The organism is Arthrobacter sp. NPDC058130 (genome assembly GCF_042884475.1).
In the GTDB taxonomy this organism is placed as follows: Bacteria; Actinomycetota; Actinomycetes; order Actinomycetales; family Micrococcaceae; genus Arthrobacter.
The window spans coordinates 151,301-164,840 of the sequence record NZ_JBHVTV010000002.1 but is presented as its reverse complement, the minus strand read 5'-3'; the positions used below and the strand labels follow the sequence as shown (position 1 = coordinate 164,840).

Below are 13,540 nucleotides of genomic sequence, written 5' to 3'. Positions count from 1 at the left end.
GGTGAAATCATTGGCGGCGGGCCTCATTCTCGTCCACACTTCGGGGCAGTGTGTGACCGCGGAAGAATTCCGGATTCCGGATCCACCAGATACCCATCAGCACGGCCCCGATCAGCAGTCCGCCGACGCCCACCACTGCCTCGGCACCGATGCCGAAGATCGTCACGTTGTTGCCCTCTGCGTCTTGCAACCAATCGGGCTGGGCGAAGTTGGCCAGGCCGTAGACGAATACGGCTGCCAGCATGAGGCTCCCGGCCAAGGGGAACAGTCCGCGCATGACGAGGTTCCGGAACGACGACGTGAGTGTCTTGCGATAGAACCAGGCGCAGGCGAGGCCGGTCAGTCCGTAGTAGAACGCGATCATCAGCCCGATCGACCCGATCAGGGCGAGAAGCAGGGCCGGGCTGATGAGCGTGAAAACGAGGTAGAAGAACGCGGAGGCGAGGCCCATGCCGATGGTGGACCAGGTGGGCGTGAGGAACTTCGGGTGAATTCGGGCGAACTTGTCCGGGATCGCCTTGTAGACCGCCATCGAGAGCGTAGTGCGTGCTGTCGGAAGGATGGTGGTTTGCGTCGAGGCCGACGCCGACGTCAGGATGGAGAATCCGAGCAGCGTCATGAGGATCGATCCAACCGGGCCCTCGCCGAACAGTGTGGGTCCGATGGCGGAGAATACGTCGGCGGAGTTTTCCGGGTTTGCCAGTCCGATTCCCGATTCGCCGACGCCGGCAAAGGCCACCGCGGCGACGGTCACGATCGCGTAGGTGGCCAGCAGGAGAACCGTGCTGATGATGGCCGCCCGCCCTGGGGTCTTGTCAGGGTTCTTCGTCTCCTCATTCACCGAGACGGCGGTGTCCCAGCCCCAGTAAATGAAGATCGCAGTCAGCATTGCCGGGGCAATTGTCTCGCCAAAGTCGAGTGTGAACGGATTGAACCAGTCCAACTGCGGGATGAGGGAGTACGGCTCGGCGGTTCCCGAATACACCTTGACGAGTGCGAACCCCGCAAAGAAAATCAGGATTGCGATTTCAAACGAGAGCAAAACGTACTGCACGTGAGCTGTGAGCTCGATGCCCCGGTAGCAGATCCAGGTCATTATCGCGATCCACGCCAGGCCGGCAATCGTTGTCGCGACGACGTTGCCCGCCAGCGCCGCGACTTCGGGGAGCCCGAATCCGCCGACAAAAATGAACGAATACGCGCCAGCGATCTGGGCCAGGTTGGCCATGACGACAATGTCGGCGATGACAATCCCCCAGCCACCCATCCACCCGGTGACCGGACCAAACGCTCGGGACGCCCACGTAAACGTTGTTCCGCAGTCAGGCTCCGCCTTGTTCAGCTCCTGGTAGGCGACGGCGATGAGGTACATCGGGATGAAGGCGAGAAGGACGATTCCGGGTGCCTTGACACCTGCGAAGATGGTGCCGCCGACGACGATGAATCCCAAGCTCGCCGCAAGGCTGTAGGCCGGGGCCGTCGATGCGACACCCACGACGACACTCGATACGAGACCGAGCGCACTGCCTTTCAGTCCCTTGCTTCCGACATCTTTGGTTCCGGAATGAACAGTGCTTGCCATCTTGTCTCCCAACCGAGGAACCGGCAGCGCCGGTAAAGCGGTATCCCTTTGCCCAACGAAAAGCGGGAGACCCGATGGGTAACTAATGCAAATAATCCAGCGTCTGCAGATTTACCGCAAGGGCGTGGATTGATCGGTTTAGGAGAGTGTGGTCGGGCGGAGCCCTATGCTTCTTTTTCCTTGGCGGTCACTGTCTTTTCTTCAGTGGTCTCGTCCTTGGTGGTCTCCGTGAAGAGGGCTCCCTGCGCCGCGCCGGAACCCGACCTTCCGCCGCCCGCGCCGCGCAAGACAAAGGCGATACCGACGGCGACCACTGCGCCGGTGAGTGGACCGGCCACATACACCCAGTAGTCGCTGAAGTTGCCGCCAGCCAGATCAGGCCCGAACGTCCGGGCGGGATTCATCGACGTACCGGAGATGGGGCTGCCCCACAGGCCCGCCAGGGCAATGTACGCGCCTACCCCGAACGCCCCGAACAGCCCGACATTCTGGGCTCCGGAGGCGGTGCCCAGGATCACGCTGACCAGCACCAGTGTCAGCAACGCCTCCATCAGGTACGCGGCGCCGGCCGAATAGTCCGCCGCCGGATAGTTTGAACCGTAGGTGGCGGAAACACCGATCACTGCTTGCAGCAACAGGCAGGCAAGCGTCGCCCCGGTGAGCTGGACAACGATGTAGCCCGGCACCCGGCGCCACGGGAAGTCGCCACGGAGGGCGAACGCGATGCTGACCGCAGGGTTCAGATGGGCGCCCGAGATCTTGCCCATGAACAGGATGATCCCCATCACCATGAGGCCCGGGGCCACCACGGCCGCCGTGCGGCTGATAACCCCCGGGAAGGCCTGGCTCATCATCCCGCCGCCGGCCGCGACAATGACGAGCAGAAATGTGCCGTACAACTCCGAGAACAGCCGCCGCCATTCCTGGCGGGGATCATCAAAATCCTGGATCCGCTGCAGGATGTTCTGCTCGAGGACCCCCAGTTCGCTGGCGAGATTGTGGTCTTGCGCCCGGTTCTCACGCGCACCCACGCGTCCGATTCCGTCTTGTCCCTGATTTTCCGCCATGGCTCGTCACCTCCGCCGACGCTGGCATCGTGATCGTGCCGCGCCCAGAGCAGGCCGGCACCTGAGATCCTCAATGTACCGCTGCCAGAGATGGTTGTCAGCGCTGGGCGGATGGCGCAGGCGGTGGCGCCGATGAAGATTCGTGGGGACATCCGCAGGGCAAAGTCCTAGCATTCAGCCATGAGGCAAGAAACCTGGCAAAAGTACTCCGAGTGGCCCCTCGTCGCTGCGGCTTTTATCTTTCTGGCCGCCTATTCCGTCCTGGTCATTGCCGAACCACCGGAACCCTATGCCGCCGCTCTGGCATTCGTCATGGGGTCGACGTGGATTGCCTTCGGCATCGACTACATCGTGAAGTTGCTCCTGGCTCCCCATCGGGGCCGATGGTTCGTCCGCCATCCTTTGGATCTGCTCATGGTGGTGCTCCCGGTGGCGCGGCCGCTGCGGCTCCTTCGCCCATTCACCTTGCGTCGGGTCATGGAACGGGCCCCGGGCACTGCCATCCGGACCCGCGTCATGGCCTACGTCATGGTCTCCGCCATCCTGCTGATCTACACAGTGGCCGTGAGCGTCCTCCATTTCGAAAAGAGCGCTCCTAACGCGAATATCACCACCATGGGCGACTCATTGTGGTGGGCGATCGTCACCATCACGACGATCGGTTATGGCGACTACTACCCCGTTACCGCTCCTGGCCGGTGGGCTGCGGCCGCGCTGATGATCAGCGGGTTTGCAGTGCTGAGCATGGTCACGGCGGCCGTGTCCTCCTGGCTTGTTGAAAGCGTGACCGCCGCAACCCTTGCCCGGAAGAAGCCCGACGATCAGATCGGCAGCGAGGAACTTGCCCGCCTCACGGCCCAGATCAACAGGCTCCATGAGCAGCTGGCACGAGGCCTGGGTGAATCCGACCGTGGCCCTGCCGAAGAAGAACGCAAGGAGCCACGATAGATGGCCGCTTCCCGCGGGAACGGGTACAACTGAGTCATGGCCACCTCTCCCTTGGTGCTCGGCCCCATGGTGCGGTACGTGGATGAATCATCGGCCAGTGTCTGGGTGGAGACCCGATCCGCTGCCCGGGTTTCTATCCGTGCCGGCGCCAGGGACTGGGCCGCCCGCACCTTCGCAGTCCACGGTCACCACTACGCACTGGTGGAATTGGACGGGCTGGAGGCTGGAACGGTCACGCCTTACGCCGTCGATATCGACGGATCACAGGTCTGGCCAGACCCTTCGTCCGGGTTCCCTCCGTCCATGATCGCCACTCTGGCCACCGGCAAGCCGCTACGGATGGCATATGGCTCCTGCAGGACCAGCGTCCCGCACGACGCGTCCGGTAACCGGACCCACGGCGTCGACTCCCTGCGTGCCTACGCATTGAGGATGGCTGCCGGCGGTGACGTGCGGTGGCCGGATCTGGTGGCGTTCGTCGGGGACCAGGTGTACGCAGACTTGACCAGCGAGCAGATGCAGGAGTTCATCCGCGCCCGACGCGACATCGAGGAACCCCCCGGCGAGGAGCTCAAGGACTACGAGGAGTACGCCCAGCTTTACTATCTGGCCTGGTCAGACCCCGCGAACAGATGGCTGCTGTCCACCCTGCCCAGCGCCATGATCTTCGATGACCATGACATCCGCGATGACTGGAACACCTCGCTGAGCTGGAAGAAGAAGATGGAAGCAACCACGTGGTGGCATGAGCGGATTGTCGCGGGGCTGGCCTCCTACTGGGTCTACCAGCATCTGGGAAACCTGTCGCCGCGGGAACGGGCGGAGGATGCTGTGTGGCAGCGGATCGTCCGCCATGAAGGCGGGGATGAGATCGACGTCGGCACGGAGCTTGACAGCTTCGCGGAGCGGGCTGATCAGGACCCGAAATCCTACCGGTGGAGCTACTGCCGGGATTTCGGGGACACCCGGCTGATCGTGGTGGACTCCCGTGCAGCCCGGGACCTGGCGCCGGAGCGCCGGGCCTTGGTTGACGCGGACGAAATGGCCTGGCTTGATGGCCAAATGCGCGGCGGGTTCCGCCACCTGCTGGTGGCGACGTCGCTGCCTTTCCTGCTGCCGATGGGCCTGCACTATGTCGAATCGTGGGATGAGGCGGTCTCCGAAGGTGCGTGGGGAAAGCGTGCCGCCCGGGCCGGCGAGAAGCTGCGCCAGATGCTGGATCTTGAACACTGGGGCGCATTCCAGGCCAGCTTCCGGGAAATGGCGGCCATGGCAAGCGAGGTCGCCGACGGCAAACGCGGCCCGGCGCCGGAAACAATCACTTTCCTCTCCGGCGACGTCCACTACTCCTACGTTGCGGAAGTGGAGCGCGCCACGGGCAGCCGGATCGTGCAGGCGGTCTGCTCCCCCGTCCGCAACCCGCTGCCCCGGTTCATGCGGTCCTTCGCCGCCATCATGTCCTACGGGCTGGCCGCGCCGGTAGGGGCCTTGGTGGCCCGCTCGGCAAAGGTCCAGGACCCGCCGTTTCACTGGTCCGGCGTCAAAGGGCCGTGGTTCCAGAACAACCTGGCCTGCCTGGAAGTGGTGCCGGACGGGCTGAATCTATGGTGGCAGACCGGCGTCGTGAATGGCGGCGACCACCTGCATCCCCGGCTGGAACTGGTCGCTTCCCTGACGCTGGCTCCGCGGGGTACCGAGGACCCCAGCCAAGGGCATCGCAGACCCAAATGACAGCGGCCTCTACTTCTGGCCGGTCAGCAGTGTGCCCTGGACCAGGGTGCCTTGGATAGCCGTCAACGGCACTGCTCCGAAGTCCCTGGAATCTATTGACACGCCGCGGTTGTCCCCCAGGACGAAGACGCTGCCGGCCGGCACCGTCTCGGGCCCGAAGTAGGTCCCGTCTATCCGGCTGTGGTCGATGAATGGCTCGGCGACGGCAACGTCGTCGACGAACAGCTCCGAGTCCCGGATGGCCACCCTTTGACCGGCTCCCGCAATGACGCGCTTGATCGCCGTCCGGCCATCGGCCGGGCTGGCGAACGCGACCACGACGCCATTGCGGATCCACCCGGCAGCTACTGCCGGCTTGAACAGGAACACGACGGCGCCGGGGGGAATCGTTGGAGCCATGCTGTCCGAGGAAACGGTCACAGGTTCAACGAGCAAGGTGCGGATGGCGAGCACCGCCACGACCGGGATTAAGGCCGCGACAAGGAGCCGGCGCCGCGACCGGCCGACACGGCCGGCCTGGTCCACCACGTTCATGACGGATCATCGTCCCAGGCAGCCTTGGCCGCCGTCATGGGGTCATCCGCGTCCCAGTCGGTTTCCTTCAGGCCCACCCGGAACTGCGCCATCATGTCGTGGTCCTCGTGCGGCAGGTTGTGGCAGTGCATCATGTACAGGCCCGTGTTCGGGGTGAACTTCATGAGTAGCCGGACGGTCTCGCCCTCGCCGACGTACACAACGTCCTTGGGGCCGCGCTCGTGAGCCAGGGGCGGCGCCCCGTTGCGGCTGAGGATCTGGAAGTCCACAAGGTGGATGTGGAGGGGATGGAACCAGCCGCTGGACTTGTTCTCGATCTCCCAGATTTCCACGGAGTTGAGGTCGGGGTCGGCGATGACTTTCTTGTATCCGCTGGCGATCACGTCCTGCCAGCTGTCGTCATTGATGGTCCACATGTTGGTGGAATCGTTCCGTTTGACCCGGAATTTGCGCGTCTTCACGGATTGCCCCGGCAGCAGCGACATGGCCTCGCTGTTGGCGAGCGTGGTGGGGATCCGGTTCCAGGTGGGGTCCGAGGTGTCCACCGGCTCGTCCGTGACGTCGAAGGCCATGATCTTGTTGGTGAAGTCGTAGTCCACGTTGTTCTTATTGGACAGGTTGCGCAGTTCAATCCGTTGGCCGGCCTTGTATTTCCGGAAGTCGACGAGGACCTCGTATCGCTCGGCTCCACCATGGCGCCAGCTGACCACGGACTGCGTCACAGGGACCAGGCCGCCGTCGGTACCCACCACCACCACTGGGTCACCGGTACTGAGCGTGGGCCGCAAGGAACGGGAGATGGAACAGTTCAGGATCCGGAAACGGTAGACACGTTTCTGCACCTTCATGACCGGCCAGGGCCTCCCGTTGACCAGGATCACGTCCCCCCACAATCCGGAGTGGCTGTTGTCGTCATAGCCCAGGGACCCGTCCGCGGCGAACATGGCATCACTGATCGTCAAGGCCACGTCGAAGTTGCCCTGCGGGAGGAGCTGCCGTTCCACGGGATCGTGCAGGTGGTACTGGGCGGCGAGCCCTGAATAGGCGTTCAGGGCCGTGAAGTGGACGCCGTGGTCGTGGTACCAGAGCGTGCGGGCCGGCTGGAAATTGGGGTAGTGGTAGTCCTTGTAGAACCCCGGATGCGTGATGTCGCTGGCGTACCCATCGAATTGCGGTTTCGAAGCAGAACCGTGCAGGTGGGTGGACGTGGACAGGGCGTGACCGTCCAGCGCATGCTCAGGCGGGAGCTGGTTTCGAATCCTCAATACGGCTTTCGTGCCCTGCTCCAGGCTGATGGTCGGTCCGGGGAACAAGCCGTTGTATCCCAGGATGGGAGTGCCCAGCCGGGGAAGGATGTTGGCCATGGCGGCCCTCTCTGTCAGCTTGTAATAATTCACGGGCCGGCCGTCCGCGGCGTCGGTTCCGGTGGCGTAGGGCTGAAGAACCGGCGCCTGGACAAAGGCCGCCTGGAAGGGCTTCGGCATCTCGTTGGAACTGATGCGGCTGGCCGACTTGGCTTCGACCGAACCCGTGGGCAGCATGGCGCCCCCGGCTCCGAGAACACCCAGGCCCCCGATCAACAAAACCTGACGTCGTGACATGGACATAGCCGGTCTCCTTTTTGTTCGGATACCAGACCTTGCCGGACCGGGCTTGGAGATAGCCTGCGGCAGATTCCCAAACCTTGGGAGAAGCCTGAGCTACCGCCTGCGACTCAGCGGGCCGCCGCAAGACGCGATTGCAACCGCGCCGTCACTGTGGTGCCCGCGCCCGGGACGCTGAGAATTTCCAATGCGCCGCCCGCCTCACGGATGGTGTCCTGGAGTATCCGAAGGCCAAGATGGCCGTCGGCGGCCCCTAGGGATTTGTCGAAGCCCTGACCGTTGTCCGAGATGCTTATTTCCGAACCGTGTTGATCTGTCCGCAGTGAGAGCACCACCGCGGTGGCACCGGAGTGCTTTGCACAGTTTGAGAGTGCTTCCCGGGCCACGCGGTACAACAGCGCGGACGAACCCCGGCCGAGCGGGACATCGTGAGGGATCAGCAGGTGCACAGTGATGCCGCGTTCCTGGTGCGGCTCGGCGAGGCGTTCCAGGGACGTCCTGAGCCCCAGTTGTTCAAGATCGGGCGGATACAGCTCTTGCGTCATGGCCCGCAGGGCGCGGACGCTCTGCTGCAGTATGGTCCGGGCCCCGCCCAGCACCGGCCGCTGCTCCGGTGGTCCGTGGAGCTCTTCTGATTCAAGGGCATAGCCCAGCCCCGAGAGGTCCTGGATCACCTCATCGTGCAGGTCCCGGGCGATCCTGCGCCGCTCCAGGTCGGAGGCCTCAACAGCGCGCCTCAGCAGACGGTTCCGGCTCACCTGATGGTCCTGGATTCCGCGGGCCAGCCGGATGGCGGGAGGCAGCTGCGCGAGCTGCAGTGCCGCCAGGGCGAGCAGAAGAGGCGGGATCATGCTGTACAGGACTTCCTGCTGCTCGGCCCGGACCGGGTCGTCGTCGTAATAGGCCTCAAAGATCAGTGGCGTACCGTCGGTGGCCGCGGAGCTGACGTAGACCTCCACAAGTTCCCCCGCGGCCAGCTCGTACTCGTTCTCCAGTTCCTGCTGGCTTTCCAGGGAAGCAGTCCCCGGCCCCCCGGCCAAGAGATCGCGGCCCCAGTCCGGCAAGTCGAAGTGTTGTCCAACCAGCGAGCGAACGTCCGAATAGACCACGCGGCCACTGCTGTCCCACACTTTGATGCGCAGCACCGCGGCGTCCTTGCGCCATGGCTCCAGGGCCTTGTCCAGTGCGTCCAGCGCTGCCGCGTCCCCGGCGAGCAACGCCTCGTTCACCAGTGGTTTGATGGCCAGGTCCGCCACGCGTTGAGTGAGGAGGAGGGCGTTGTCCAGGGCGTGCCGCTCTGCCTCGGCCCGGATCCAGAACGCCACGGGGGTCGCCACGATCAGCAGGGCGAGAAATCCCATCAGGAGGAATTTCGCGACGGCGGTCCGGACAGGGAACCGTTCAGCCCCGCCCGGAAAGTCCTCCGGCGGTGGGCCATCCTCAGCCTCAGAAGGCCTGGACATCGGACTTCTCGCGCAGGATGCCCCGGACTTCGGCCTCGGCCATGGCTTCGCTTTGGGAGTGCGAGCCCAGCTTGGAAAAGATGGTTTTGACGTAGCCGCGGCAGGTGTGGATCGAGATGCCCAGGTTGGTGGCGACCACACGCACCTCATGGCCCTCAGACATCAGCCGCAGCACGTCCAGCTCGCGGGGGCTTAGGGGTGGCCCAGGGGGGACCGCGGCGGCAGCGGAGTGAGTGGCCCCGATCCGCGCCACCAACGAGGGGTGGACCACCATGTTTCCGGCCCGGGCGTGGCGGAGAGTGTCGAGCATGGTGGCCAGCGAGCCGTCCTTGGGGAGGAACCCGCAGATTCCTATCGCCGCCGCCCGTCGCAGGACGTCCTGGGACGGGTCGCCTGTCAGCATGATGATCCGGGCGTCCGGGTTGTGTTCCAGAATTCTGGCCGCCGCGGAAAGCCCGTCGCCGTCGGGCAAGTGGTAGTCCATGACAACGACGTCGGGTTCCAGGTCGCGACACAACTGCACGCCGCTATCGACCGAAGCCGCCGAGCCAATACTGCAAAGGTCCGGCTCCCGGTCCAGGGCGCCCGTCAGCAGTTCGGCGAAAGTCCGGTGGTCATCGATGGTCAGGACCCGCAGGGTGGCCGCGGCGCCTGCTTCGCCGACTGGGATGCTGTCCGGGACGACGGAAGCGGGGGCCCGGCCCGCAGAAGCTGCGGGCGCGGGTGAGGCGGCGTCAATTTTCGGGGTTACGGCTCCGCCGGTCAGCCGTAAGAGACGGGCGTGGGCGGCACGCAGGGCATCGCCCGGGGCGCACCCCATTTCCCGGTGCAGGGTGCGCCTGCATTGCTCGAAGGCCCGCAGCGCTTCGAGCGGTTGCCCTGATTCCTCCAGTCCCAGGACGAGGGACTGCCATGCACTCTCGTTGAGCGGATCGCCGGCCAGGGCCTCCCTGGCCCAGTGGACCGCGCGCTTGGGCTGGTGCAGCGACAGCGCCAATTCGGCGGCCTGCGCCCGGGCCCTACCGACCCGGTGCTCATGGTTGTCCCGCTCTTCCTCGGCCCAGGATGCCTTCAGCTCGTCCCCGAGCAAGGGCGCGGCTGCCAGGTCCAACGCTTCCTGCAAATGCTCCAAGGCCTCGACGGGCTCGCACCTCGATGCCCGGTGCAGCAAGTCATCAAAGCGGCGCACGTCGAGATCCACGAGGGCCGAATCCATCACATACCCGCCCGTGACGGTCCGCAACGGACCGGATTTGCCCTGGCCGGGCTGCAGGTGGCGCCGCAGGACGCTGATGTAGCTTTCCAGCGTCGGCAATGCCTCTGCCGGTGGCTGCCCGGCCCACAGCACGTCGATGAGGCGGTCCTTTGATACGGCGGTGCCGAGATTGAGCAAGAGAATCTCAAGGATTTGGCGCGGTTTGGGACCGCCAAGCTCACCGGCTTCGATGACTTCGCCACCGCGCCGGATCAACAGTGGACCGAGTATTCGGACATCGAGGACAGGCTGGGGCAGCAAGTCCCCCGTCGCTGCTGATGGACCGGCACTCTCATACATCGGGGTGGGGAGCATCTGAGACCTGCATTTCAAACGGAAGTAGTGCTCCCAAGTTTTTCCATGGAGGGCGAGTCGAACACGAGTATCCGCTACTCGTTTTCCGGGGCGTGCCGCGGGTCTTCGACAGGTAGTCAGCTGCGCCCCTGGTGGTGCGCCGCCCCCAGCGACAGGCCCGGGCCGCCCGGCAACTCCAGCGTCAGGTCGACGGCCCGGTCCGGAAGCTCGAACACGAGGGTGGCGTTGATGCTTTGCCCTCGCGGGACGTCCGTGGGACCGGGAGAAAACCACAGCGCCCGCCACGTCCCTGTTCCGAGGCCTGACACGGTGTATTCAGCGGGATCATATGCTAGACCGCCCTTTTCCAGCGCCGTCAGCTCGACGAGCAGGCGCACCCGGTGAAGCCCGTCTGCGGGCGGACTGGCGAGCGCGGCAGCGGCGGCGGCCGGCATCCCGCCGTCGTTCTCTACCGGCACGACGCCGTTAATGCGCGCCACTCCCCCGGTAATGCCGGCTGAGGCGCCCAACGGGGCGGGAGGTTTTCGCGGTGCAGCCATGACGACGCTGGCGACGAGGGCCGCAACGAGACCCAGCAGGAGTGCCGGAACGAGGATTTTCGCGCGCCGAAGCGTAGCTGACCTTGACATGTGGGCCAGCTTTCCCGGAACGCCCTAGGGAAACCCTTGGAAATCCTCGCGTGCTGGCACGGCCCCGCGGTTGCAGGTCCGCCTGATCACAGGCTTGTTACAAGTCCCCGTCCATACCGTGACGCTCACAAGTGCGCCTCCCGGCGCACCGTGTTCCTCCCGCCACGGTGGAGGGGCGAGAAAAACACAGGATGGATATCGTGATGAAACGAATACTTGGTTTCCTGCTCACAGTTTTCGCGGTGGTCTCGCTGGCCGGCCTAGCCTCGGCCGCCGTCGGCCCTCCGGGAGTCAACGGTCCCGGACTCGCGGAAGTCGGCCCGGTCGATCCGACGGACGGCTACCCGGTCTGGTACCGCGACCACACCGGGCTCAGGCTGGAGAAGTGCATCGCGCAGGCCGATCCGATGTGTCCGGCCCGCGGGCCGCTGCCCGATGAAGCCGCACCCGTTTCGTTCCCCGACAACTACCCGGATGAGGGCTTCTACTCCCTGACCAGCACAACGATGAACACGGCCGGCGGTGGAAAGGCGCTCGCTGCGATCGCCCTGGAGCAGGCGTTCGGCAGCGGACCGGTTGCCGACGGCGATCAGGTCACTTTTGCCCGTCTTCGCCTGAAAATCACGAATGTCAGGGACGGCGTGGACTACAAATTCACCACGCCGGCAGGCACCAAGACCCTCCGGACGTCGAAGCCGGGCCTCGTCTTTGACACGGAAGACATCGGCATCGGCGGAAAGGGAGACTTCTCGGGCGCCTTGGGAGGAAGGGTGGGGCCGTTCCTGACCTGGGATACCTACCCCACCGATCCCGCCCTCAAGCCCGACGCCAGCGGCAAGAACACGTACGTCGGCGATGGCACCACCCCCCACAAGATCACCGGCAGCCCGTACGGGACCAATATCTTCCGCATCGAGGGTCCGGGCATCAATCCGGGCGCCACGGATGCATGCCCTTCCGTTCCGGGACCGGTGGCGGACTGCGTGGAAACCGATCTCTTCACGGTGCAGGGCAAACTGGCGACCAACAGCGGTGTTGCCGCAGAGCGGGCGACGTATTCCAGGTCATCGCTCAGCTCCGGGACGGTGGACGTCTTCGCGTCGAGCGAATCCGGTCCTCAATCAATTCAGATCTCCGACTCTTCTGCCGGCAGCGCGGCCTTCAGCACCACGGCGTTGGATGGATCCGGCGGCAGGTACTTCGCCAGGATCGCTTTTGACGGACCCCAGCCGCCGGCCACGGTCACTGTCACGAACTCGAGCGACGTACCGGCGTCGGCCAAGAAGATCGACGTCGTTGACAGGGTCAGCGGCAAGGCCACCTTCAACACCGACAGCGGTGTCCTGTCGATCGAAGCGGTGTCCAGTGACACCGCAGGTGCGCGGATCCTGACTGCCGTCGGTTTCGGCCAGCTGGCCACGGGCTCCCTGACGTCCGGCCCCCTCGCGGCTCCTCCTGCTTCCGTCACCGTAAAGTCAGACGCCAAGGGCGAAGTGGTGTTGCCGGTTGAGGTGACTGGCAGCGCCCGCGCTCCGATTCCGGTGACGGCCCAGGCCGGAGCGGACCAAACGGTCCACGAAGGCCAGAAGGTGGACCTGGACGGGTCCGCCTCCAGCGGTCCGGTGTCCACCTACTCGTGGAGCAGCCCTGCCGGAGTTGTCCTCAGCGATCCCAACGCGGCCCGGCCAAGCTTCACCGCACCCGCGCCGGGAGACTACGTCTTCTCCCTCACGGTCAACGGACCGGGCGGCCCAAGCACCGCCACTGTCACTGTCACGGTCCTGGCCTCCGCTCAGGCGGCCGCAAACGCCGGACCAAACCAACTCGGCGTGCAGCGCGGAGCCAAGGTCACTTTGGATGGCAGCGGTTCGGCCGGCGCGGCCACCTATTCGTGGACGCAGATTGTGGGCGCGGGTGATCCCATAGTCACCCTCACCGGCGCCAGTTCCGCCCGTCCCGCGTTTACGTTCCCGCTTTACAAGTACCCTGCGGGTTCAGGTGCGCTGACGTTCAAGCTCACGGTGGGGAGCGCTGACGGGTCCTCAAGCGAGGCCCAGGTGACGGTCACACCGCGGGCGGACACCGTGGCGGTTACCTCCGCCCGGTACACGGCCAGCAAGCGCGAATGGCGGGTGGACGGCACCAGCTCCATCCCGGCCGGCCAGGCGGTAACAGTGCACCTCGGTGGTTTGGATGGAACCGTCCTGGGTACGGCCGTAGTGGACGCCACGGGGGCGTTTGCCATCCGGGTTACATCGACTGTTGTGGGCCGGGCGGGCCAGAGCGTGAGCGTTGAGTCACCTCTAGGCGGCACCACAACCGGATTTGCCGTCCGTGTCCAGTAACCATCCGGCAGCCGGAGCTCGGGGGGCGGCCGTCAGGCCGGCCGCTTCCCGGGCCCTCGGCCAGCAA

Annotated in this window: 10 protein-coding genes; 3 read left to right on the top strand and 7 right to left on the bottom strand. The window is 65.0% G+C overall.

Going from position 1 to position 13,540, the window contains the following annotated elements; all coding sequences use genetic code 11:
* Window positions 1–7: 7 nt before the first annotated feature.
* Both ACFVTM_RS04885 and ACFVTM_RS04880 read right to left on the bottom strand, forming a co-directional pair.
* Window positions 8–1,582, bottom strand: a complete 1,575-nt coding sequence (locus ACFVTM_RS04885) for an APC family permease (protein ID WP_390202265.1) — start codon at window positions 1,580–1,582, stop codon at window positions 8–10.
* Between the two features lie 164 nt (window positions 1,583–1,746).
* Window positions 1,747–2,649, bottom strand: coding sequence for an MIP/aquaporin family protein (locus tag ACFVTM_RS04880; RefSeq protein WP_390202264.1), 903 nt, complete (start codon window positions 2,647–2,649; stop codon window positions 1,747–1,749).
* Window positions 2,650–2,829: 180 nt separating this feature from the next.
* On the opposite strand from ACFVTM_RS04880, the gene ACFVTM_RS04875 reads away from it, so the two are divergent.
* Both ACFVTM_RS04875 and ACFVTM_RS04870 read left to right on the top strand, forming a co-directional pair.
* Window positions 2,830–3,597, top strand: a complete 768-nt coding sequence (locus ACFVTM_RS04875) for a potassium channel family protein (protein WP_390202263.1) — start codon at window positions 2,830–2,832, stop codon at window positions 3,595–3,597.
* Between the two features lie 36 nt (window positions 3,598–3,633).
* Window positions 3,634–5,328: an alkaline phosphatase D family protein gene (locus ACFVTM_RS04870; protein WP_390202262.1), complete on the top strand. Its 1,695-nt coding sequence runs from the start codon at window positions 3,634–3,636 to the stop codon at window positions 5,326–5,328.
* Between the two features lie 9 nt (window positions 5,329–5,337).
* Here ACFVTM_RS04870 and lepB read toward each other — a convergent pair whose 3' ends face one another.
* The 5 genes from lepB to ACFVTM_RS04845 form a co-directional block, all read right to left on the bottom strand.
* A complete protein-coding gene (lepB, locus tag ACFVTM_RS04865; protein ID WP_390202261.1) occupies window positions 5,338–5,862 on the bottom strand; it encodes a signal peptidase I in 525 nt (174 codons plus the stop codon).
* Window positions 5,859–7,469, bottom strand: coding sequence for a multicopper oxidase family protein (locus tag ACFVTM_RS04860; protein ID WP_390202260.1), 1,611 nt, complete (start codon window positions 7,467–7,469; stop codon window positions 5,859–5,861). The genes lepB and ACFVTM_RS04860 overlap by 4 nt, the downstream gene beginning before the upstream one ends.
* Before the next feature lie 107 nt (window positions 7,470–7,576).
* Window positions 7,577–8,827, bottom strand: coding sequence for a sensor histidine kinase (locus ACFVTM_RS04855; protein WP_390202259.1), 1,251 nt, complete (start codon window positions 8,825–8,827; stop codon window positions 7,577–7,579).
* A gap of 85 nt (window positions 8,828–8,912) precedes the next feature.
* A complete protein-coding gene (locus ACFVTM_RS04850; RefSeq protein ID WP_390202258.1) occupies window positions 8,913–10,499 on the bottom strand; it encodes a response regulator in 1,587 nt (528 codons plus the stop codon).
* A gap of 116 nt (window positions 10,500–10,615) precedes the next feature.
* Window positions 10,616–11,128, bottom strand: a complete 513-nt coding sequence (locus ACFVTM_RS04845) for a hypothetical protein (RefSeq protein ID WP_390202257.1) — start codon at window positions 11,126–11,128, stop codon at window positions 10,616–10,618.
* 203 nt (window positions 11,129–11,331) lie between these two features.
* On the opposite strand from ACFVTM_RS04845, the gene ACFVTM_RS04840 reads away from it, so the two are divergent.
* Window positions 11,332–13,473: a PKD domain-containing protein gene (locus ACFVTM_RS04840; RefSeq protein ID WP_390202801.1), complete on the top strand. Its 2,142-nt coding sequence runs from the start codon at window positions 11,332–11,334 to the stop codon at window positions 13,471–13,473.
* Window positions 13,474–13,540 lie beyond the last annotated feature (67 nt).